We start from the raw sequence: 23,428 nt of genomic DNA, 5'->3' as shown, positions 1-23,428 counted from the left end.
GCTTTTACTGTGAAAGATTGTACTGACAACTAGGCATAACGGCTAGTAAAAAGCCGTTACTCAGTATGTGCGCATGCGAAAGTGGAGTAGATGAGGCAAAGATAGCACAATGATTTCGCCCTATCTTTGCCGTATAAAAGTGGTTATTTTTGCGACTGCAGGATGACAAATTTGCCGTTGGAGGCAACTGTGGTGCAGTTTTTAAATAAGCGCTGCAATTTCACGTGGTAAGCCAAGTGGCGATTCCCCACTATATGTAAAATGCCACCATTTTTGAGTCGGCGTCGCGCATCTAAAAACATCTGCCAAGCAATGTGATCGGTTATCGCCTCGCCCTGATGGAAGGGCGGATTGCAGAGCACTAAATCGGGTTCGACTCCATCGGGCAAATGGGTCATGCAATCATCCCAATGGAAATGGCCTTTATCTGCGGGGAGTTGATTACTGGCCCAATTGGCTTTGGCTGAGGCCACCGCCATTTCGGAATCATCAATAAAATGGATATCGGCATTAGGGTATAACTGGGCCGCACGCAGACCGAGCACGCCATTTCCACAACCTAGGTCGACAACCGTTTTAAAATCGCCCTGAGGGAGATTATCCAACATAATGCGCGCGCCGATATCGAGTTTATTGGCGGCAAACACATTGCTTAAATTACTGATGTGGAGGTTAAATTCAGGAATATCCCAGGTGACTTCCTTCGGTAAGGCGCGTGGCTTGCCGTCGCTAATACAGGTGATGACGCGGGTTTTCTTCCACGCGAGGCTGGCGCTCGCTGGCCCTAAGTGTTTGGCGAATACTTCCAATAAGCTGGCGTTGATAGACTTGGCTTTTGCGCCAACCAACACTTTGCAGCCAGCGGGCAACACTTGGGACAAGCGCATCAGCTGGTGGGCAAAGTAAGTGAGGTTTTTGGGCAGCTTCATCAATACGAGGGCGATATCGCCTGGCAAGGTATCGCGACTGGTAAACCAGGTTAGGTTATCCATAGGTAACTGATTGCGATGATGATTTTGCTCTGCACCTAAAAAACTGGTTCTGGCATCGGTTTCGACATTCAGTGGCCAATCGGAGTTGAGCCGCGATAGGGCGCAACTTAAGGCGCCAAAGCTGTCGTTGATAATGGCCGTTGGCACCGCGGTCTGTCCGCCCTCGACTAGGGTGTTAATCAAATGCTCGTCTGCCGCATCCCAAGCTTGGAGATTGGATTCCTGCGAAGCGGGGTAGCGAAAGAGTTCAAGCTCAATCCCTGCCACTGAAAATTGTGTCGTCATCTTTGTGCTAAGCCAATAAAAACGGTGCGAATAAAAACACTGCCATTAAAACAGCGCCAATTAAATAAGGCGCAGATTATCGCAGATTTCCCCTTATCGTGCGATGCTTGCCTGAGGTTGTGTATCCGCTCATGCATTTATGGGGGATTGGATGGGGCAATCACAGTCGTCAGTGGTATAAGGTGCTGTATGAAACAAGTCGATTTAGGACTCGAAACAGAGGTCAATCTTGAAGCTGATAGCGGCATCTCTTGCGCCTATCATCAAGGTGAGGCACAAGTCGAGCCGCCTGTCACTTTAATTAGGGATTATTTGAATGTGGCGCAGCAGAATGCCCTACTTAAGGAGGCCGAATCTTATCCTCTGAGCCGACCACAAATTCAAGTGTTTGGCGAATATCATGCCATTCCAAGGCAACAGGTTTGGTATGGCGATGTGGGGTGTGACTATTTATATTCAGGGCTATTTATTCGTGCTCTGCCTTGGCCTAAGTATTTGCTAAAGTTGCGTGACAAGTTGCAGCGGGATTTTGCGCTAGGTAGCAATGGCGTGTTAGTGAATCGTTATGCCGATGGTCAAGATTGCATGGGCGCCCACAGCGATGATGAGCCCGAGATTGCGAGCGGCAGTGATATTGCCTCTATCAGCCTTGGCGCCTCGCGGGATTTTGTGATTAAACATAAACACAGCAAGGTGAAATACACGATTAGCTTACACAGTGGTGACTTACTGATTATGCACTGGCCAATGCAGCAAGATTGGTTACACAGCGTGCCTAAGCGCTTAAAGGTTAAGGAACCCCGCTGGAACTACACCTTTAGGCAATTGATTGTTAATTATCATGGCTGATTAAAGCTAAATTATTTCATACTGTTACTAAATTTGCAGAGTTTTACGCCACAAAGCCGGTGCTGAGATTTGATCTTTTGTACTTGAAGCAGTACTCTGCCGCCACTGGATTTTCCCATGTTGAGATTTGAATATGTCCAATAACCATGCGCAGGGCACTGTGGCACAGACCATTGATCAGAAGCTGACTGCGAGCTTCTCGCCAACTCATTTAGAAGTCCTTAATGAAAGCCATCGTCACCATGTTCCGCCAAATTCAGAGACTCACTTTAAAGTGGTTGTTGTCAGTGATGAGTTTGATGGGCTTCGTTTGCTTGCCCGCCATCGTTTAGTAAACAACTGTTTAGCCGATGAATTAGCTAATGGTGTGCATGCGCTGTCTATTCATACTTTCACTCAAAGTGAATGGGCCGCAGATGTTGAAGTGCCTAAAACCCCTAATTGCCGAGGTTAGCCCAAATTAAGCCTTTATTTAAAAGCCACTTCCAGAAGTGGCTTTTTGTTTTATGTCAATTTGAAGACATTCTACGGTTTCCCTGCTGAAAATTCTGTGTTAACAATATGTTTTCATAAAGAGTTAAGCGCTCATCGTTCAATAAAAAAGAGTGCTATTTATCAGAGTGTTAATTGTTTTTTGCATGTGGGGAGTGCGTAATGCGTTATTTTTTGGGGCTATTTGCTGCGGTAGTGTTTTTGGGGCTTAGCGGATGCAATCCTTCATCCAAGAACGTTGAGCCAACTTCTGCTGCCCCCGACTATAACGCAATGCCAGTCCAAGAGGTGATTGAATGGCGATTGGCCACTTCATGGCCGAAGAACTTTCCCGGTTTAGGCATGGCACCAGAGCGCTTTGCGAAGCTGGTGAACGAGATGTCCCACGGCCGTTTGCAAATTAAAGTTTATGGTGCGGGTGAACTAATGCCTGCTTTTGCCGTATTTGACGGTGTTAGCCAAGGTAAAATTCAAATGGCCCACGCCGCCTCCTATTATTGGAAGGGGAAAGCACCCGCGTCACAGTTTTTTTCTTCGATTCCCTTTGGAATGACTGCCCAAGAGATGAATGGTTGGCTCCATTATGGTGGCGGCATGGCGCTGTGGGAAGAAGTCTATCGTCCCTTTGGCATTATCCCATTAGCGGGTGGCAATACGGGAATGCAAATGGGTGGCTGGTTTAATAAACCCATCAACACCATTGCCGACTTTAAAGGCTTAAAGATCCGTATGCCAGGTTTAGGTGGTGAAGTGCTCAAGCGTGTCGGTGCCGTCCCCGTTAATATGGCGGGAAGGGAGCTTTATGGCGCCTTGCAAACAGGTTCGATTGATGCCGCTGAGTGGGTCGGGCCAGTGAACGATCTCGCCTTTGGTTTACATAAAGTCGCTAAATATTACTATTATCCCGGTTGGCATGAGCCAGGCTCCAATATGGAGTTTTTGATCAACAAAGCGGCTTTTGAGAGTCTACCTGAAGACTTGCAAGCCATAGTCAAAACGGCTGCTCGCGCCATCAATCAAGATATGTTGGATGAATATACTACACGTAATGTTTCAGCCCTTGAAACCTTAGTTAAGGATGAGGGGGTTGAACTTAAAGCTTTTCCGCCCGAAGTGCTCACTGAACTTGAACGTATCTCGCTACAAGTGATAGAAGAGCAGGCAGAGCAGGATCCTATGATGCGTAAAGTGTATCGTGCTTACCATGCCTATGAGCAGGGTGTTCGCGAATATCATAAAATTTCTGAAGATGCCTACAGTCAACAGAGGCAACATTAATGCGGCTTATTTGAACAGAATGTTCATATTAGCGTCTGATTGATATGAGATGATTTCATCTTACATTAACTTGTTATCGACCTAATCCATTTGATGTTATGCTTTCGGCCATGAACCGATAGCGGTTGTATCGCCCTAAGAATTTGGAGATCCCTATGCCACTACTAGATAGTTTTACCGTTGACCACACACGGATGAATGCGCCTGCTGTTCGTGTTGCCAAACATATGAGTACCCCAAAAGGCGATGCGATTACCGTATTCGATCTGCGTTTCTGTACTCCAAATAAAGATATTCTCAGCGAGCGTGGCATTCACACATTAGAGCATTTGTTTGCAGGCTTTATGCGTGATCATCTAAACGGCAGCGATGTTGAAATTATTGATATTTCGCCAATGGGATGCCGCACTGGTTTCTATATGAGCCTAATTGGTGAACCAACTGAGCGCCAAGTGGCCGATGCATGGCTTGCATCGATGGAAGATGTGCTCAAAGTGGTTGAGCAATCTGAAATTCCTGAGCTTAATGAGTATCAATGTGGCACGTATCAGATGCACTCTTTAGAGCAAGCACAGGATATCGCCCGTAACATTATCGCCGCAGGTGTGAGTGTTAACCGCAACGATGATTTAAAACTCAGCGATGAGATCTTAGGTAAACTTTGATGGGGGCACCGCAACATGCGATGTCTTGATTCGAGGCTTTAGCGTCAAGAAAGCGACATTTGTCGCTTTTTTTTTCAAATAAATTCAGCTATTTTACAAAATAACAACAAAAACGCCGTACGCTAACAAACACTTTTGGGAGCTTGGTATGTCCAGTCGCTATTTTGTGATATCGATGACCGCGCTTGCGGTTTCCTGTGTTTACACCAATCCACTCAATGCAAATCCTCTTTATTCTCAGACGCTGGATCTTATTGAGCTCAATAACCAGTATCACTCCAGTGATGATGGGATGCAGTTAAGCTACTTAAATAGCTTAACCTTGCAGCGGGGTGATCACAGTGGCAATACCGCGAATATCAGTATGCGTTCCGCCAGCCAAGGTGTGGCAGTGATGCAAGATCGGGTGTATTTCTCACCCGCACCTTATTCGGCGCCGCAGTTACAGTTACTACCCAACCTTTTACTACAGCAGAATGTCACTAGCACACCATTAGCAAATATGTCGGTGGGCGGTCAGGGCGCTTTCGGTGTGGTGAGTTATCAAAGCCTTGATATCGAAGACCGACCTCAATCAGGCCGTTTTACGGTTGAAGGTTCGACGGAGTCTGATGTCAATGCAGGTATGAATTGGGGACTTAAACAGAAAGAATATGGTGTCTTACTAGCCGCAAATTATGCAAAAGAACAAGGTGATGCGAATTTTTTAAATGGCAGTGATGCCGATAGAAAAAAAACTGATCTGCTGTTTAAGGTCAACGCCGCCAGTTTACTCGGGGCCCGCAGTCCTCAGCAGACGGAATTTACCTACCAATTTATCGATGACGATAGCTATCGCTCGCAGCTTGGCGTCACCGCGGCGGACTTGCAGAAGGATCCCTTACTCTTATACTCCGCAACGGCGAAGGATAAGCATAAAGGGCGGCAGCACAAGTATCAGTTGTCACACCAAGTAGATTTAAGTGGCAGTAAAGTGTTCAGCGACTTTTACTATCAGTCCTATTCACAACAGCTGAATCAGCTTGGCTTGTTTAATGGGCAAGAGATTGACGCAGCAACGCTTTCAAGCATCTCGGCTTTTGATCGAAATCCCAGTGCAAATGGCGCCGATTTAAATCTACTCGTCCAAAATAACGATTACAGCGCTTTTGGTGCCCAGACCCAAGCTATAAACCAATACGGCGAACATCAAATTAACTATAGCGCTCGTTATCATACAGATAAAGCCGAAATGCGCTTTGGTGAGCAAACGGCGTTATGGCAAGCAGATAGAAGTATTGTCTCAGATGAATCAAGTGCCGTATTAGCTTATACAGATGATGCCACGGCATTGACGTCAGCAATCGACTCTTTATGGCGCTTGCTGGGAATGCAAATCAAGTTAGGGCTCACTTACGAGCATGTCAGTGTCAATCGTGAAGTCACTCAATCCGTTGCTGGGCTAAATGAAGCCGATTTTTCTGATAGTGATTGGATGCCGCAATTTGGCGTGCTCTATGATGCGGGCGATTGGCGTTTTAGTACTGATATCCGTCGAGCTTGGACTGCGGCGAGTGCGGGAAATTCTACCCAAGAGGCTCAGGTGTCGCTCCACTATCAAGTGAACGCCCAATATGCGCGTGAGGGGATAAAAGCCGATTTACGGGCGTATGTGCAAGAGTTTGATAACATGCATGTGGATTGTGATAGCTACTCGATGTGCGCCGATGCACGTTTGTTTACTCAAGAGAATATTCCCGATGTGCTTAGCTATGGCGTAGAACTGGGCCTTGGCTATCGCTGGCGTTTGGGGGAATTTGAATTACCCTTAGGGCTAAATTATCAATATCTTAGCGCCGAGTATCAAAGCAACACTTGTACCGATATTCAAGGCTGCGTCCTAGAAGGAGATAGATTAGCTTGGTTACCCGAACATCAATTGCAATTGAGTGCGGGGATTGACTATGGCGAATATCAACTAAATCTAGAGGCTAACTATCAATCTGAGCGCGATTTCAGTCAGTTTGGTAGCGAGCTGCATCGAGTCTCAGGTCAATGGCGGGTCGATTTAGCGGCAAACTATGATTTTGATAAACACCATAGGTTGTATATTCGCGTCGAAAACCTACTCGATGAGTCTTTAGTTACCACAGCATCTAATAGCGGAATTCGGACTGAAAATGGACGGATCAGCTATTTAGGCTATCAATGGCGTTTCTAAACTGAATTAAATCTTGTTTAAAGATTATTCAAGAAGAAAGCGAAAGGATTGATATGCTCGTCTGTACAAAGAGGTATCGACCTTTCGCTAAATTAATTCTTTAAAAATTAATGTTATAGTACTTGACGACCGTAATATTTTCTCTTTCTGAGCCCTCACTCGGTCGGAAGGTGAACGCTGTAGTGCATCATTCTTTTAAATCCTCATTTGAGGTTTGAAATCACCTATAATTTTCGTGGCGATGCCTCGGTAATTGGGGTAAAATGCGCGCGACCAGCGTGATTGCGATCGCATTTCTGTGATAAATCTGCGCTAGCTCAATGCAGTAGGTTTTGTTTAAAACCTCAGTATTTAGCAGGAACGCGGCGCATTGTCTTTCCTTCAAAACGTAGTGCTTGTGGATATGATTACAATTAAGAAAGGATTGGAACTGCCTATAGCAGGCGGACCAGAGCAAGTTATCCATAATGGCCCAGCCATTAAACATGTAGCTACTTTGGGTGAAGAGTATATTGGCTTACGTCCAACGATGAAGATCAAAGTGGGCGATAAAGTACAAAAAGGTCAGGTGATTTTCGAAGATAAGAAAAATCCTGGCGTAAAATATACGGCTTTAGCCAGTGGTACTATATTAGACATTAACCGGGGCGCCCAGCGTGTGCTGCAGTCTGTTGTTATTCAAGTAGAAGGGAACGAAAGCGTTGCCTTTGCTAAGTATGACGCCACTGCTCTCGATACGCTTGACTCGCAACTGGTCCGTGACAACCTGATTGAGTCAGGCTTATGGACTGCATTGCGTACACGTCCTTTCAGCAAAGTGCCTGCCGTAGACTCTTCTGCCGCTGGTATTTTTGTAACCGCGATTGATACACAACCCCATGCTGCCGATCCTGTTGTAGTGATCCGCGAGCATAAAGAAGATTTTGCTAATGGTCTTAAGGTCTTAGCAAGACTTACTGAAGGTAAAGTTTACCTTTGTAAAGCGCCTGGTGCCGATATTCCTGCCGCTAATGCCCAAGTTGAAGAATTTGCCGGTGTTCACCCAGCGGGTCTAGTTGGTACTCATATCCATTTCCTACTTCCAGCTTCTGCAAAACGTACTGTTTGGCATGTCGGTTACCAAGATGTAATAGCCATTGGTCAGCTATTTACTACTGGTCAACTAAATACCGAACGTGTGGTTGCGATTGCCGGTCCTAAAGCGGCTAAGCCACGTTTGGTTCGCACTGTTTTAGGTGCAAGCATGACTGAACTGACCGCGGGCGAAACCTTAGACGGTAACGTACGTGTTGTTTCAGGTTCTGTGCTCAATGGCCGTACTGCGGTAGGTCCTCAAGGATATTTAGGTCGTTACCACGCCCAGGTCAGTCTGTTAGAAGAAGGCACTGAAAAAGAATTCTTTGGTTGGGTGTTACCAGGCTCAAACAAATACTCTATTACCCGTGCATTCCTAGGCCACTTAAGCGCTTCTCGTCTGTTCAATATGACAACGAGTACAGGTGGTTCAGACCGCGCTATGGTGCCAATTGGCAACTACGAGCGTGTAATGCCATTGGATATTCTTCCTACTATGTTGCTGCGTGACCTGATCTCAGGTGACTTTGATGGTGCTGCCGCATTGGGCGCGTTAGAGTTGGATGAAGAAGATCTCGCACTGTGTACGTTCGTATGTCCAGGCAAATATGACTACGGTTCATATCTGCGTGACTGTTTAGATACGATCGAGAGGGAAGGCTAATGAGCTTGAAAGATTTTTTCGAACGTATTGAACCCGACTTTGAAAAAGGCGGTAAATACGAAAAGTTTTATGCCCTCTTCGAAGCGGCATACACCATTTTTTATACGCCAGGTAAAGTGAACAAGGGCAAAACCCACGTTCGCGACAATATCGACCTGAAACGTATGATGATCACGGTTTGGGCCTGTGCCTTCCCAGCGATGTTCGTCGGTATGTACAACGTCGGTCTGCAAGCTCAACTTGCGTTAATCGCGGGTTTTGCAACGCCTGACGTATGGCAAGTGAGCCTATTTGGCATGTTCGGTACCGAACTGACCGCCAACTCTGGCTGGCCTGCACTGATGTGGTACGGCGCCTGTTTCTTCCTACCTATCTACGCGGTGACTTTCGCCGTCGGTGGTATTTGGGAAGTGCTGTTTGCTGCTATCCGTGGCCACGAAGTTAACGAAGGTTTCTTCGTTACCTCTATCCTGTTCGCGTTAACCCTGCCTGCAACTATCCCATTGTGGATGGTGGCCTTAGGTATCACCTTCGGTGTGGTTGTGGCTAAAGAAGTGTTCGGTGGTACGGGTCGTAACTTCTTAAACCCAGCCCTAGCTGGTCGTGCCTTCCTGTTCTTTGCTTACCCACTGAACATGTCTGGTGACACTACTTGGGTGGTGGCTGACGGTTACTCTGGTGCAACGGCGCTGAGCCAAGCGGCAGCGGGTACCTTAGATTATGCCTTCAACCAAAACTGGTGGGATGCGTTCTTCGGTTTCATCCCTGGCTCTGTGGGTGAAGTATCGACTCTGGCGATTCTGTTAGGTGGTCTGGTTATCATTTATACCCGCATCGCTTCATGGCGCATCGTTGGTGGTGTGATGGTCGGTATGATTGCTATCTCTACACTGTTAAATGTGATTGGTAGCGACACTAACCCAATGTTTGCAATGCCTTGGTACTGGCACTTAGTGTTAGGTGGTTTTGCATTTGGCATGATGTTTATGGCGACTGACCCAGTGTCCGCGTCATTCACTAACCAAGCCAAATGGGCATACGGTATCTTGATTGGTGCAATGGCTGTGTTTATCCGCGTGATTAACCCTGCATTCCCAGAAGGCATGATGTTAGCGATTCTGTTTGCTAACTTGTTCGCGCCATTGTTCGACCACTTCGTGGTTCAGGCAAATATCAAGCGGAGGATTGCTCGTGGCTAGTAATAAAGATTCGTTCGGCAGAACGTTATTTATCGTCGTTGGCTTATGTCTAATTTGTGCGATATTCGTGTCGACTGCGGCAGTATTACTGCGCCCAACTCAAGCAGAAAACAAGCTGCTTGATAAGCAAAAGTACATCCTCGAAGCTGCGGGTCTGATTGACACTAAAGCGGGTAAAGTGACCAAAGCTCAGATTTTGGATACTTACAGCAAGCACATCGAAGCTAAATTAGTTAACTTAAAAACCGGTGATTGGGTTGAAGGTGTTGATGCCAATACATTCGATCAACGTAAAGCGTCTCGTGATGTAAAGACCTCATTTGTACCTGAAAACGACATCGCTTCGGTTAAGCGTGTTGCTGAAGATGCAGTGGTTTATTTAGTGCGTGACGAACAAGGTAAGTTAACCAGCGTGATCCTGCCAGTTCATGGTTATGGCCTGTGGTCAACTATGTATGCTTTCCTCGCGTTAGATGCTGATCTGAACACGATTCAAAGCTTAGTGTACTACGAGCAAGGCGAAACCCCTGGTCTTGGTGGTGAAGTTCAAAACGCTCAGTGGAAAGCGAAATGGCACGGTAAAAAGTTATTTGATGAGCAAGGTAATATTGCTATCAGCGTAACTAAAAATCCAGCTGTTGCTAGCACTGAATACGGTGTGGATGCATTATCCGGCGCGACTCTGACCAGTAACGGTGTTCAACACTCTCTGACATTCTGGTTAGGTAAAGAAGGTTTTGCGAGTTTCATTGAAAAAGCACGCAATGGAGGTCTCAGCTAATGTCTGACGCTAAAGAACTGAAACAGGTTCTGACTGGACCTATCGTCAACAACAACCCGATTGCATTACAAGTCCTTGGTGTATGTAGTGCGTTAGCGGTAACGAGCAAACTCGAAACTGCACTGGTAATGGCGTTGGCATTAACTGCGGTAACAGCGTTTTCTAACCTGTTTATCTCAATGATCCGTAACCATATTCCTAGCAGCGTACGTATTATCGTACAGATGACCATTATTGCCTCTCTGGTAATTGTGGTTGACCAATTGCTGCAGGCTTATGCTTATCAGATTTCTAAGCAGTTATCGGTATTCGTGGGCCTTATCATTACGAACTGTATCGTAATGGGTCGCGCTGAAGCCTATGCGATGAAAACACCGCCAATGATGAGCTTTATGGATGGTATCGGTAACGGTTTAGGTTACGGTGCGATTCTGTTAGCCGTTGGCTTCGTGCGTGAACTGTTTGGTAACGGTTCTCTGTTCGGTGTTCAAATCCTGCACAAGATCTCTGAAGGTGGCTGGTATCAACCAAACGGTCTGTTATTACTGCCGCCGAGTGCGTTCTTCCTGATCGGTATGCTGATTTGGATTATTCGTACCTATAAGCCAGAGCAAGTTGAAGCAAAAGGGTAATTTGAGATGGAACATTATATTAGCCTGTTAATTCGCTCTGTTTTCATTGAAAACATGGCACTGGCCTTCTTCTTAGGTATGTGTACTTTCTTAGCGGTATCGAAGAAAGTGACTACCGCGATGGGCCTAGGGATTGCGGTAGTTGTAGTGTTAACTATCTCTGTTCCTGCTAACCAAGTTATTTACCAAGGGCTGTTAGCACCTGGCGCACTGGCTTGGGCTGGTGCACCTGAAGCTGACCTAAGCTTCTTGAAATTCATTACCTTTATCGGTGTGATTGCGGCTTTAGTTCAAATTCTGGAAATGGCACTGGATAAGTACTTTCCTCCTTTGTACAACGCGTTAGGTATCTTCTTACCTCTGATCACTGTGAACTGTGCGATTTTCGGTGCGGTATCATTCATGGTTGAGCGTGACTACAAGCTGGGCGAAAGTGTGGTGTTTGGTTTCGGCTCTGGAGTAGGTTGGGCATTAGCTATCGTATTGATGGCCGGTATCCGTGAGAAGCTGAAGTACGCCGATGTGCCGAATGGCCTGCGTGGTTTAGGTATTACCTTTATCACTGCTGGTTTAATGGCCTTAGGTTTCATGTCGTTTTCTGGTGTGTCTCTGTAAGAGACACCAAACGGCTTCTTGAATTGGACCTTCTAAGGATAAGTTAATGGATATTCTTGGTATTTTTAAATCTACTCCGCTTGAGGTTTACCTCGGTGTGAGTATGTTTACTGCTATCGTCCTAGTCTTAGTGTTAGTGATTTTATTCGCTAAATCTAAGCTAGTGTCTAGCGGTGACATCACGATCGGCATCAACGACGATCCTGAAAAAGCGATTACAACCGGTGCAGGTGGCAAGCTATTAGGCGTGCTAGCAAACAACGGTATTTTCGTATCAAGTGCCTGTGGTGGCGGTGGTTCTTGTGGCCAATGTCGCGTAGTGGTTAAGTCTGGCGGCGGTGATATTCTGCCAACAGAATTAGATCATATTAGCAAGGGGGACGCCCGCAAAGGTTGCCGTCTGTCTTGCCAGGTGAACGTTAAGAACGACATGGAAATCGAGCTTGACGAAGAAATTTTCGGTATTAAGAAGTGGGAATGTACTGTTATTTCTAACGATAACAAGGCGACCTTCATTAAAGAACTGAAGCTGCAAATTCCTGATGGTGAATCTGTTCCGTTCCGTGCGGGTGGTTACATCCAGATCGAAGCGCCTGCGCACCATGTTAAATATGCTGATTTCGACGTACCTGAAAAGTACCGTGGTGACTGGGAACACTTTGGCTTCTTCAAGTTAGAATCTAAAGTTGACGAAGAAACGATCCGTGCTTACTCAATGGCTAACTATCCAGAAGAGTTTGGCATAATCATGTTGAACGTGCGTATCGCAACGCCACCTCCACGTAACTTGAGCTTACCATGCGGTAAGATGTCATCTTACATTTGGAGCCTAAAGGCTGGCGATAAAGTCACGATTTCTGGTCCATTCGGTGAATTCTTCGCGAAAGATACCGATGCAGAAATGGTGTTTATCGGTGGTGGTGCGGGTATGGCCCCAATGCGCTCACACATTTTCGACCAACTGAAGCGTCTGAAGTCTAAGCGTAAGATGAGCTTCTGGTACGGTGCACGTTCTAAGCGTGAAATGTTCTACGTGGAAGACTTTGACGGCTTAGCGGCTGAAAACGACAACTTCGTATGGCATGTGGCCCTGTCTGATCCTCAACCAGAGGACAACTGGGATGGTTACACAGGTTTCATCCATAACGTACTGTATGAAAACTACCTGAAAGACCATGAAGCGCCAGAAGATTGTGAGTTCTACATGTGTGGACCTCCAATGATGAACGCTGCCGTGATCGGTATGTTGAAAAATCTTGGTGTCGAAGACGAAAACATCCTGTTGGATGACTTCGGCGGCTAATGTGAATTAGCCCAAGGTGAGAAGAGTTGCAGATGTGGAGTAAAGCTCTCATCTGCAACTTTTGCATTAAAGGGCATCCAAAAGAGTTGTTAGTCACTATGTTTAAAACCCTAGCGTTAAAAACCCCCGTGTTAAAAACCTCAGTGTTAAAGCATTCAGTGAGCTGGCTGGTCCTTGTAGGTCTGGCCTTTTTTATTTCAGCCTGTAGCAAACAGGATGAGGTTATCTCCCTCGCGGGTAGCACAATGGGCACGACCTACCACATTAAAGTGGTTCCCAATGAGCAAATGCCGACGGCCCAATTACTGCAGGCCGAGATTGACTTAGCCTTAGAGCTGGTCAATAACCAGATGTCGACCTATCGACCCAATTCAGAATTATCACGTTTCAACCAGTTACCGCTTGAGCAAAGCGTCGAAGTCTCTCCTGATACCATCAAAGTGGTTAAAGAAGGTATGCGTTTGTATAACGTGACAGACAAAGCCTTAGACATTACCTTAGGGCCGCTGGTGAACCTATGGGGATTTGGCCCCGATAAGCGCCCAACCAAAGTGCCGACTCAAGCGGATATCGATGCGGCTAAAGCCAAAACGGGTATCAGTGAGCTTTCTATCGAAGGCAATCGCTTAAGCAAACACAATGCGCATTTATATGTGGATCTGTCTTCAATCGCTAAAGGTTTTGGTGTGGACAAAGTGGCCTCTATTTTAGATAAGTACCATGCAACTGGTTACTTAGTCGAAATTGGTGGCGAGCTGAGCATTAAGGGCACCAAAGGCGATGGCAGTTCTTGGCGCGTCGCGATAGAGAAACCGACCGATGAGGGCATGGCAGTGCAACAGGTGATTGAGCCTGGCACTATGGCGATGGCAACGTCGGGGGATTATCGCAATTATTATGAGGAAGAAGGTCAGCGATTTACTCATATAATTGATCCACGTACCGGTTTACCTATTAATCATAAGCTAGCATCTGTGACCGTTTTGCATAAAGAATGTATGACGGCCGATGGTTTTGCGACGGCGATGATGGTTTTGGGCACAGAAGCGTCATTGGAGCTTGCCAAGAAAGAACACTTGGCGATAATGCTAATAGAAAAGCAAGGCGAAGGATTTAAAGTCTACTACAGTGACGCCTTCAAGCCTTTCCTTAAGTAGTTGGAGTTAACATGAGCACTTTTATCGCGGCATTTGTGATTTTATTACTGTTCTTTTTGCTTATGTCGATAGGTTATCTCATCAAGCGCAAAGCCGTGGAAGGAAGCTGTGGCGGTTTAGGTGTATTAGGGATTGAAAAAGCCTGCGATTGTGATGATCCCTGCGACAAGCGTAAGCGTCGTATGGCCGCAGAAGAAGCGCGCCGAGCGAAGTTAACCAAAGACAGGATCATTTGATTATCCGCTTCAACTGAAATAGCCTCCACTGGAGGCTATTTTTTTGCCTCGATTTTAACACTGGCAAAATTAATCCTTGATATATGAGGAGGATAGCGGGCTAATCTAAGCGATAATGAGAATGCTTTTTATCTTTAAGTTTGTGAAAAATAAAGAAAATTTGAGTTGGGTTGAAAACTGTACTAGGCTAGAAGCTTGATTTAGATCAATCTTTCACTCATATCAAGGATAGTTACTTATGAAAGGTCATCCTAAAGTAGTGGGACAACTCAATCGGGTGCTTACCTGTGAGTTAACGGCCATTAATCAATATTTTCTCCACGCCAGAATGTTCAAGCATTGGGGGCTGGAGAAGCTAAACCACGTCGAATACAAAAAATCCATCCAAGATATGAAACACGCCGATAAGCTTATCGAGCGGGTATTATTTTTAGAGGGATTACCGAATCTGCAACAGCTCGAAAAACTGCGTATTGGCGAGCACACTCAAGAGATGCTCGATTGCGATTTAGCCATGGTGCAGGAACAACTCACACTGTTGCGGGATGCCATTAGCCTCTGCGAAGCCGAGCAGGATTATGTCAGTCGTGATCTGCTGGAAGATATCCTTGAAGATGAAGAAGAGCATTTAGATTGGCTCGAATCGCAGCAGGAGCTGATTAGCTTAACCGGCATTCAAAACTATCTTCAATCGCAAATTAGTGAGTCATAGGAGCTGAATATGAAAGGTGATAAAGAAGTCATCGACGCGTTGAATCGACTCCTAACGGGAGAGTTATCGGCGATGGATCAGTATTTTGTGCATGCTCATATGTACGAAGACTGGGGGCTGAACGAACTCTATGAGCGTATTGCCCACGAGTCGGATGATGAAAAAGGTCATGCGGCCAAACTGGTACAGCGTATTTTATTTCTCGAAGGCGTGCCGAATGTGGCCGCGCGGGAAGCGCTTAACATTGGTTCAAACGTCGAAGAGATGCTGCGTAACGATTTGGCCTATGAATACAAGGTGGCCGATGATTTACGTAAGGTGATTGCCCTGTGTGAGTCGAAGAAAGATTACCAAACCCGTGAGATCTTAGAAGTCTTACTCGACGATACCGAATCCGACCATATGTATTGGTTAGAAAAACAACTCGGTTTGATTGACCGTATTGGTTTAGCGAATTACCTGCAAACTAAGATGTAATAGCGCCAGTAGCGCGGCTCAAACACTCAGGCCAGTCATTCCGTGACTGGCTTTTTTATTGGGATTTTGAGTATTTGGTCTAACATTCTGTAAAAGTTAGTGGTAGTGATGGGATCTTCTGATGGAAGTCCTTTGTTTAGTGATTCCTATTATTTGCTAATGTCTTTTCTTTACAAATACTTGTTTACGTTTTTTCTCATCATTTCGGCTGTTGTTGGCGGGTAAAAATTGTTACCGTGTGAAACTGTTTTTGCATGATTTTTTGTTAAGTGGTTGATCAGCCAGACGGGAAGATGAATGAGATATATAAAACGTTCTCTAAGTTTGCAGTTAGTGGTCACTATCGTCGGTGCCCTTGCTGTACTTCTTACTTTAGTTGCTGCTTTGCTCGTGAATAAAGAAAGTAATAACACACGTAAGCAAGTGGATGCGGACATTTCGGCGCTCGTAGCCTTAAAGGCCAATGAGATTGGTGGTTATTTTGTGGCTAAGGGGCAAGTGATCCACTCAGTATTTGCCGAGCCAGGGCTTATCAACTGGTTTAGCCAATACCATGCCCGTGGCAGTAACTTAGCCAATGATCAGCAGTATCAAGATATTATTCGTTATTTCCGCTCGTTTTCCGACCGTGATAGCGATGTGAAGTCAGTGTTCTTCGGCTCGGCAAATACCTTTGAATATTTCGACCTCAATGGCCGTTTCGATGGCGATCCAAACTATTACACCAATAAACGTCCTTGGTGGCAGGAGGCTATCGATCAGCGCGGCCTATTTGTGGGCGATCCTGCGGTCGATGCCAACGATGGCTCGATTTCGGCCACAGTTAAAACCCCAGTCTATGGCGCCAATGGTGAGCTGATTGGGATTGGTGGTATGGATATTCTAATCGATACCATTGGCAAAACCCTGTTAGCGCCAATCAAATACCGCAATTACGGCCAAGCCTTCCTGATGACGGACGAAGGTAAGCTGGTTTATTTCCCTGGATTCTCGGATAAATTCCCGCCGGGCTCACTTGCGAATCAAATTGATAGCCAGTTTAAGGACACCTCAGGCTTTACCGCCTTAAGGCAGCAAATGCAGCGCGAAGCGAAGGGCTTTGCCGAAGTCACCTTTAACGGAGTGCCGCAGCGGGTAACCTTTGTGTCCGTGGGCGGTGATTATCCTAAGCAGAAATGGCACTTAGCCTTTATGTTGCCCCATGAGGTGATTGAAGCGCCTGTGACTGAAGCCTTTTGGAATGCCTGTTTTGTTGCCTTAGGGATTATGCTCTTGGTTGGCATCACAGTATGGTTGATGTTGTTGCCCTTTAGACGCCAGCTTGGCAAATTGCTGGATGCTATGGAAGACATTGCTGAGGGTGATAGTGATTTATCCCAACGCATTTTAATGGAGCGCGAAGATGAGTTAGGCAAGCTGGGTGATGCCTTCAACCGCTTTGCTGAAAAGGTGCAGCAGATGCTGCTGCATACCCGACATCTTACCCAAGAGGTTGGCACTGGGGTGATGGATGCTCGCCAAGTATGTGATTTAGCGGTCTCTTCTGTGTCATCGCAGAAACAACAAATCGATTCAGTGGCCACGGCTGCCACCCAAATGGCGCAGACTAGCCAAGAAATGGCGATAAGCGCTCAACGGGCGAATGATTTTGCCGAAAAGGCACAGACTCAGGCCCATGACGGTACTCAAATTGTGTCCCGCGCGACCGAAGGCATGAAGGCATTATCGGTTCAAGTGATTGAGGCGGCTAAAGTCATCAAGGAGTTACGTAGCAGCTCAGAGCAAATTGGCGAAGTGTTAAGCGTAATCCGCAACATTGCCGACCAAACCAACTTGCTGGCGCTTAATGCGGCCATCGAGGCGGCGCGGGCGGGTGAGCAAGGTCGAGGCTTTGCCGTGGTGGCCGATGAAGTGCGAACTCTCGCATCCCGTACCCAAGATTCTACCGCCAACATTCAAGGGATTATCCAAACCCTGCAGCAGAGCGCGCTACAAGCCGAGCAGGTGATGGAGTCTGGGGTTGAACAGGCAAGAGTCGGGCAAGACCTGACCACGCAAGTGGAGCAAGCCTTAAGTGATATCGCCAGTGCGATTGTGTCGATTCAGCAGCAAACGGTGGAAATTACCGTGGCGATTGGCCAGCAGGCCGTTGTGGCTGAAGAGGTGGCACAAAACGTTGTTAGCGTGCGCGGTTTGTCCGATCAGTCTTTGCTCTCAAGCCAAGATTTATCCCAAAGTTTGCAGGGGTTTGAGCAAGCGACTCATGAACTGACCCGCAACATTGGGCAATTTAAGATTTAATTCAAATAGTTGTAAATCAAGGGAGCCTTAGGGGCTCCCTTTGTTTTTTGGGCGCTAACAATCCAAGCGCAAACAGCACCGTTGCAAATTGATAAGTGATACTTGATTACTGTTTTTATATACAGTATTTTGAGTGTCGGAGGAATGCAAGGTGCGAAAAATCATTCATATCGATATGGATTGCTATTTTGCTGCGGTGGAAATGCGGGATTTTCCCGAATACCGCGGTAAGCCTTTGGCCGTCGGCGGCAGCCGGGTGCAGCGTGGCGTCATCAGCACCTGTAATTATGAGGCGCGTAAATTTGGTGTGCGTTCTGCTATGGCGACGGGCTACGCATTGAAATTGTGTCCCGATCTTATCCTCGTTCCCGGTCGTATGCAGGTCTATAAAGAGGTCTCACAGCAAATTCGCGCCATTTTCTGCCGATACACAGAGTTAATCGAACCGCTTTCCCTCGATGAAGCCTATTTAGATGTCAGCGATTGTAAGCTGTTTAAGGGCTCTGCCACTTTAATCGCCGAGGCGATACGTCGGGATATTTTTACCGAAACTGGACTGACGGCATCGGCGGGCGTGGCACCGATTAAATTTCTTGCCAAGGTTGCCTCTGATTTAAATAAACCCAATGGACAATGTGTTATTCCACCCGATGAGGTCGCCGAGTTCGTTAAAAGCTTATCCCTGCGGAAAATCCCAGGTGTGGGTAAAGTGACCGCTGAGAAACTATCTTCGCTAGGCTTAAATACCTGCGCCGATGTGCAGGCTTATCCAAAGCAAGAGCTGATTGCCCGTTTTGGTAAGTTTGGCACAGTGTTAGTCGAGCGGGCCCATGGCATCGATGATCGTGGGATTTCGGTAAGCCGCGAGCGCAAATCTGTGGGGGTTGAGACCACTCTGGCTCAGGATATTTATACGCTGGAGCAATGCCAGCAGGTGATGCCGGGATTAATTCAAGAGTTATCGGTTCGCTTAAGCCGCAGTGCAAAGGATAGGCAAATTCACAAACAGGTTGTAAAGCTTAAGTTCAGTGATTTTAAACAAACGACCATTGAGCACCGTAGTCATGATATTTCGGTCATGTTGTTTTATGAATTATTAGCGCAGGCAATAGGAAGACAAGAGGGAAGAGGTATTCGACTTTTGGGGGTGGCAGTTGGGCTTGCCGACAAGTCACCTATTGTTGAGGTTGAATCGTTGCAAACCCAGCTCGCGTTCTCAATGTAATCAACCTGTGCCAGGGGTAAGTCGAGCTGATGAATAGGCATCTTTTCGGGCCTCTCTACGTTGCTCTGTCTCACCATAGCCGGCTATGGCGTCCGACAGAGCGCCTTGATATACGGAAAATCTGCGCATTCAGTCAAAAAAGATTCTTGTTAACCAAATAATCATTTATCGCATTGATTTATTAAATTAATTTTCGACACTCGTTACCCGAGTTAATCAATTTCTTGCTTAGCGCTTTTTATGGTTACAGCTTAAAGCGACTGACTAAGGCTGTTAGTTCATTGGCCATGGTTGAAAGTTGGATGCTTGCAGCATGGATTTCGTCTGTTGTATGTCGACTCTCTTCTGATTGCTCGGCAATATGTTGAATATTTTGATGGCTTTCGTTTTCCATTGTTGACTGTGCTTTTGCGGCAAGCGCGATTTGATTATTCATTTCGCTGATTTCACTCACCATTTCCGCAATATGAGCCAAAGCTTCTCCAGCATTGCTAGCGGCTTCCACACTAGCAATCGCTTTTTGATTACCGATATTGATAGCTGCCACAGCACTTTGAGTGCCATTTTGGACATTCGCTATCATCAGTTTTATTTCCTCCGTTGATTGATGGGTTTTGGAGGCGAGAGAGCGCACTTCATCTGCCACCACGGCAAAGCCTCGACCTTGTTCTCCTGCGCGAGCGGCTTCAATGGCAGCATTTAGGGCAAGTAAATTGGTTTGTTCGGCGATAGCTTGAATCACTTCCAGTACTTTGCCTATGTGCTGCCCTTCGAGCTCTAGCTTGTTAATTTGGTTTTCTGCTTGGCTAACATCTTGGGCGAGTTGTCGGATAACAGCTATAGTGTTTTGTACTTTTTCTTGGCCTGTGGCGGTATAGTTGTCAGCCTGTTTAGCCGCCTCTGCTGCATGGTTAGCGCTGCTTGAAACCTCTTGCACAGAGGCTGCGATATGGTCGCTTGCATCTGCCACTTTTCGAGTCGTTTCCTCCTGCGTCCTTAAGGTTTGCTTGGCCATTTCGCTGGCGTGGGCAAGCCCTTGTGCTGATAGCGTAAGCCTGGCGGTCGAGTCTTTAAACTGCGAAATAATACTATGCAGATTGTCCAGGAAATGATTAAAGGCGCGGGCTAAGTCTCCAAGCTCATCCTTGGAGGTTAAGTTAATCCTTGCTCTTAAATCGCCATCACCATCGGTAATGTCATGAATTTTCGCTAATAAAACAGCGAGTGGCCGACTTATTAATTTCGGTAACGCTATGACATAGATCGCGCAAATAATAATGCTGATTGCAAGGGCGACAAGTTGTAGTTTTTGTCCTTCTAGGGCATCTGCTTCGACTTGTTCTACAGCACCCTCTGTATGGCTATTTAGCTCATTGGTCAGGTGACTGATTTGTATATGGAGTTTGTCAAAGAGGTTTGCACCTTGACCAAAGCTTAAATCTATTGCTGTGGTACGACCATTTCGGCCATTGTTAGTACGTTGATTACTAATTTCATTGGTTATTTTTTGCCATTCATTAAAAGTCTGGGTCAACTCTGTGAGTTGATTTAGAGCCAGCTGACTTGTTGTTACCTTGGCAAAATGAGTTAAGTGTTGGTTGACTAGCTCAATACTCTGACTGTGTTGCTTCAAAAGTTGGTTGTAGGAGTCTGTTCCAACATTAACAAACATCAGACTCCTTTCAGCCACTTGCGCTTGGTATAACTCTTTATCCGCTTTTAGCAGCAGGGATTGGCTAGGTAAATATTCTAATGCCAGTTTATCTGCACTTTGTTTTAGTGCCTTTAGGCCCACAATCCCTGTGAAAGATGCAAAAATAACGACCCCAGCAAGTAGCAGACTCGGGTAGATAAGTTTTTGGTTTATAGATAGATCCTTATACCAACGCATAAATGACTTCCTTGAGATCAGCTAGGATGAGTAGCGTATTAAAATCAATGTTGCCGTTAGTACTTACTTGCCAAATTCATCAAGGTTGATCCCTATCGTTATTGCGCCAATGGCAGTGTCGCCATCCATAACAGGGATAGATATTTGCACTAAATAGGCTTGTGAGCTGGTATCAAATTTAACGGGGCCAATATGTTTGTCCCCTTTTCCATTTGCGAAGGATTTCTGCCACTTATCTTCATCGCCCTGCCAATAGTCAGAGGTTTTAGCTGTCATTGCGACGTTAGCCCCTTGATTATCCATGAGGAATATTTCTTGGTAATAAGGTTTGCTTGCTTCAAAGGTTGTTAAGAATTTGGCTGCATCATTGCTCATCAATGATGACATGAAGGGATCGATACCTTCAGTGGCGATCCACTTTTGGTCGAGTTCTTTGATGGAATCTAAACTTTTTCCCTGAGCATTTTGTGCTTTCACTGCTGAAACAAGTACGGGTTCCTTTCCTAATGGCATTAGGGTGTCTGCTAACTCTATGACTGCTTGCGGCACTTCTTCGGCAAAACTGATGTGACTGATTAAAACCAATAGGGCTGCAGAAACAATTTTTCCTAGTTTCATGATCTCTTTCCTTAAGCGAGCAAGTTTATAACGGTGTAGCTAAATGCTACTAGTTTTATGGAGTTGCTAAACAACTATAGTAGAGAATCGAAATTGTTGATGGGAATTAACACTTTATTTCTAACGGAAAAGAAATAAAAAAACCGCGCATTCTATGCGCGGTTGAGTCTGAAGAGAGCTTACTTAGGCCTTAGCGGGAATGCGTTCTAGCACGGCAAGGAGCAGATCCCAGTATTGACCAACTGTGGTGATATTGACCATTTCATCTGGTCCATGTGGATAGCGGATGGTAGGGCCAATCGACACCATGTCCATTTCTGGATAAGGCTTCTTGAACAGACCGCATTCAAGACCCGCGTGGATCACCATGATAACCGGTTCTTTATGGTAGATAGACTCGTAGGTCTCACGCACAATCGCCATTACGGGTGAGCTGTTATCTGGCTTCCAACCTGGGTAAGCGCCACTGAATTCAATTTCGGCGCCAGCGAGGTTGGTCAGTGCGTTGAGCATGCCTTCAACCTGAGTGCGGCCCGAATCGATGAGCGAGCGAATTAAGCACAGAATGCTGACTTCTTCATCGTTAGTGCTAATCACGCCAACGTTGAGTGAGGTTTCGGTCACGCCCGGGACTTCATCGCTCATACGCATCACGCCATTAGGGCATACATGCAGCAGGTCGATCAGGGTGTTTTGGCTGTTTTCACTCATCACACGTTTTGGTGTTGGGATTTCGCTCAACACTAAACGCATGTCTGGATCGGCAATGGCCAGCTCGGCGCGGACTAAGGCTTCAAAAGCACGTACTTTTTCATTCAGTGCATCGACATTTTCAGCGGGTAACATAAAGCTGATATTGGCTTCACGGGGGATAGCATTACGCAGTGAACCACCGGTAAATTGGGTTAATTCCAGCGCTAATTCATCGGCATTTTCAAACAGGAAGCGTGCCAGAAGCTTATTGGCGTTACCGCGACCTAAATGAATGTTAACCCCGGAGTGACCGCCTTTTAAGCCCGATAAATGCAGGCTAAATGATGCGTAACTTTGCTCCGAGGCTTGCCATACCATAGGCAGAGTGATCTGGGCATCGACGCCGCCAGCACAACCCATGTAGATTTCACCTTCTTGCTCTGAGTCTGTATTGATCAGGATTTCAGCATCGAGCATACCCGCTTGCAGGCCGAAGGCGCCTGTCATGCCCGCTTCTTCATCAATCGTGAGCAGCACTTCCAGCGGGCCGTGTTTGATGTCGTCGCTACCTAAAATCGCTAAGGCGGATGCCATGCCAATGCCATTGTCGGCGCCTAAGGTTGTGCCTTTGGCCTTAACCCAGTCTCCATCAACATAGGCTTCGATAGGATCTTTGGTAAAGTCATGCACTTTGTCGGCATTCTTTTGCGGCACCATATCGATATGGGCTTGGATCACGACGATTTTGCGATCTTCCATTCCGGCCGTTGCGGGTTTGCGAATGATTAAATTGCCGACCGCATCTTCCACGACATCGAGCTGTTTACTCTTAGCCCAGGCTTGGATGTGTTGGCTGAGTGCTTGTTCATGTTTGGAAGGGTGGGGAATTGCACAGATTTGTTCGAACCATTGCCATAAAGGCTGTGGGTATAACTGACTTAACGCTGTCACAGGAGGTCCCTCATCAGGTCTTGTGGGTATAGGGCAAATTTGGCTTGATCCTACCACATTCTGCTCGGCCGATTAATCTTCTCGATAAGCTTGCGTGTGCTTGTGGCAGCGAAAGTTGCCACCCTCAGTCTTTTCGAT

The 23,428-nt window shown here is 46.3% G+C and carries 21 protein-coding genes; 17 read left to right on the top strand and 4 right to left on the bottom strand.

Annotated elements, in window-relative coordinates; genetic code table 11:
• Nucleotides 1-143 precede the first annotated feature (143 nt).
• Nucleotides 144-1,277, bottom strand: coding sequence for a methyltransferase (locus SHD_RS17605; protein WP_023268364.1), 1,134 nt, complete (start codon nucleotides 1,275-1,277; stop codon nucleotides 144-146).
• Nucleotides 1,278-1,466: 189 nt separating this feature from the next.
• Between SHD_RS17605 and SHD_RS17600 the strand changes: the two genes are divergently transcribed.
• From SHD_RS17600 to dinB, 17 genes are all read left to right on the top strand, one after another.
• A complete protein-coding gene (locus SHD_RS17600) occupies nucleotides 1,467-2,126 on the top strand; it encodes an alpha-ketoglutarate-dependent dioxygenase AlkB family protein (RefSeq protein WP_023268363.1) in 660 nt (219 codons plus the stop codon).
• A 133-nt stretch (nucleotides 2,127-2,259) separates the two neighbouring features.
• Nucleotides 2,260-2,580, top strand: coding sequence for a BolA family protein (locus SHD_RS17595; RefSeq protein ID WP_023268362.1), 321 nt, complete (start codon nucleotides 2,260-2,262; stop codon nucleotides 2,578-2,580).
• A 200-nt stretch (nucleotides 2,581-2,780) separates the two neighbouring features.
• On the top strand, nucleotides 2,781-3,896 hold the full coding sequence (locus SHD_RS17590; RefSeq protein ID WP_023268361.1) for a TRAP transporter substrate-binding protein: 1,116 nt from the start codon (nucleotides 2,781-2,783) through the stop codon (nucleotides 3,894-3,896).
• A 155-nt stretch (nucleotides 3,897-4,051) separates the two neighbouring features.
• A complete protein-coding gene (gene luxS, locus SHD_RS17585) occupies nucleotides 4,052-4,561 on the top strand; it encodes an S-ribosylhomocysteine lyase (protein ID WP_023268360.1) in 510 nt (169 codons plus the stop codon).
• Nucleotides 4,562-4,709: 148 nt separating this feature from the next.
• Nucleotides 4,710-6,761, top strand: a complete 2,052-nt coding sequence (locus tag SHD_RS17580; RefSeq protein WP_039978635.1) for a TonB-dependent receptor domain-containing protein — start codon at nucleotides 4,710-4,712, stop codon at nucleotides 6,759-6,761.
• Nucleotides 6,762-7,164: 403 nt separating this feature from the next.
• Complete coding sequence (locus SHD_RS17575; protein ID WP_023268358.1) at nucleotides 7,165-8,499, top strand: Na(+)-translocating NADH-quinone reductase subunit A; 1,335 nt, start codon at nucleotides 7,165-7,167, stop codon at nucleotides 8,497-8,499.
• Nucleotides 8,499-9,698: an NADH:ubiquinone reductase (Na(+)-transporting) subunit B gene (locus tag SHD_RS17570; RefSeq protein WP_023268357.1), complete on the top strand. Its 1,200-nt coding sequence runs from the start codon at nucleotides 8,499-8,501 to the stop codon at nucleotides 9,696-9,698. The genes SHD_RS17575 and SHD_RS17570 overlap by 1 nt, the downstream gene beginning before the upstream one ends.
• The gene (locus SHD_RS17565; protein WP_011621732.1) at nucleotides 9,691-10,479 is read left to right on the top strand and encodes a Na(+)-translocating NADH-quinone reductase subunit C; all 789 of its coding nucleotides are present in this window, start codon (nucleotides 9,691-9,693) and stop codon (nucleotides 10,477-10,479) included. The genes SHD_RS17570 and SHD_RS17565 overlap by 8 nt, the downstream gene beginning before the upstream one ends.
• Nucleotides 10,479-11,111, top strand: a complete 633-nt coding sequence (locus SHD_RS17560) for an NADH:ubiquinone reductase (Na(+)-transporting) subunit D (protein WP_023268355.1) — start codon at nucleotides 10,479-10,481, stop codon at nucleotides 11,109-11,111. The genes SHD_RS17565 and SHD_RS17560 overlap by 1 nt, the downstream gene beginning before the upstream one ends.
• 6 nt (nucleotides 11,112-11,117) lie before the next feature.
• Nucleotides 11,118-11,726, top strand: coding sequence for an NADH:ubiquinone reductase (Na(+)-transporting) subunit E (gene nqrE, locus SHD_RS17555; protein ID WP_006080469.1), 609 nt, complete (start codon nucleotides 11,118-11,120; stop codon nucleotides 11,724-11,726).
• Nucleotides 11,727-11,772: 46 nt separating this feature from the next.
• Nucleotides 11,773-13,029, top strand: a complete 1,257-nt coding sequence (nqrF, locus tag SHD_RS17550) for an NADH:ubiquinone reductase (Na(+)-transporting) subunit F (protein WP_023268354.1) — start codon at nucleotides 11,773-11,775, stop codon at nucleotides 13,027-13,029.
• Nucleotides 13,030-13,127: 98 nt separating this feature from the next.
• The gene (locus SHD_RS17545; RefSeq protein WP_039978924.1) at nucleotides 13,128-14,186 is read left to right on the top strand and encodes an FAD:protein FMN transferase; all 1,059 of its coding nucleotides are present in this window, start codon (nucleotides 13,128-13,130) and stop codon (nucleotides 14,184-14,186) included.
• 11 nt (nucleotides 14,187-14,197) lie between these two features.
• Nucleotides 14,198-14,422 carry a (Na+)-NQR maturation NqrM gene (gene nqrM, locus SHD_RS17540; RefSeq protein WP_011071354.1) on the top strand — a complete coding sequence of 75 codons (225 nt, stop codon included), beginning with the start codon at nucleotides 14,198-14,200 and terminating at the stop codon, nucleotides 14,420-14,422.
• Nucleotides 14,423-14,660: 238 nt separating this feature from the next.
• Nucleotides 14,661-15,134 carry a bacterioferritin gene (bfr, locus tag SHD_RS17535; protein WP_023268352.1) on the top strand — a complete coding sequence of 158 codons (474 nt, stop codon included), beginning with the start codon at nucleotides 14,661-14,663 and terminating at the stop codon, nucleotides 15,132-15,134.
• Between the two features lie 9 nt (nucleotides 15,135-15,143).
• Entirely contained in the window at nucleotides 15,144-15,611 is a 468-nt protein-coding gene (gene bfr / locus SHD_RS17530) for a bacterioferritin (protein WP_011621737.1), read from the top strand.
• Between the two features lie 297 nt (nucleotides 15,612-15,908).
• Complete coding sequence (locus SHD_RS17525; protein ID WP_023268351.1) at nucleotides 15,909-17,912, top strand: methyl-accepting chemotaxis protein; 2,004 nt, start codon at nucleotides 15,909-15,911, stop codon at nucleotides 17,910-17,912.
• Nucleotides 17,913-18,063: 151 nt separating this feature from the next.
• Complete coding sequence (dinB, locus tag SHD_RS17520; RefSeq protein WP_023268350.1) at nucleotides 18,064-19,137, top strand: DNA polymerase IV; 1,074 nt, start codon at nucleotides 18,064-18,066, stop codon at nucleotides 19,135-19,137.
• A 244-nt stretch (nucleotides 19,138-19,381) separates the two neighbouring features.
• Here the strand turns inward: dinB and SHD_RS17515 are convergent, their stop codons facing one another.
• From SHD_RS17515 to SHD_RS17505, 3 genes are all read right to left on the bottom strand, one after another.
• Nucleotides 19,382-21,028, bottom strand: coding sequence for a methyl-accepting chemotaxis protein (locus SHD_RS17515; RefSeq protein ID WP_023268349.1), 1,647 nt, complete (start codon nucleotides 21,026-21,028; stop codon nucleotides 19,382-19,384).
• 63 nt (nucleotides 21,029-21,091) lie between these two features.
• Nucleotides 21,092-21,646 (bottom strand): PDC sensor domain-containing protein, encoded by a 555-nt coding sequence (locus SHD_RS17510; RefSeq protein ID WP_023268348.1) that lies wholly within the window; start codon nucleotides 21,644-21,646, stop codon nucleotides 21,092-21,094.
• Between the two features lie 183 nt (nucleotides 21,647-21,829).
• Nucleotides 21,830-23,290 (bottom strand): aminoacyl-histidine dipeptidase, encoded by a 1,461-nt coding sequence (locus tag SHD_RS17505; protein WP_023268347.1) that lies wholly within the window; start codon nucleotides 23,288-23,290, stop codon nucleotides 21,830-21,832.
• Nucleotides 23,291-23,428 lie beyond the last annotated feature (138 nt).

Source organism: Shewanella decolorationis S12, from assembly GCF_000485795.1.
Taxonomy (GTDB): Bacteria; Pseudomonadota; Gammaproteobacteria; order Enterobacterales; family Shewanellaceae; genus Shewanella; species Shewanella decolorationis.
The sequence above is the reverse complement of the archived record's forward strand: the minus strand, read 5'-3'. Positions and strand labels throughout refer to the sequence as shown.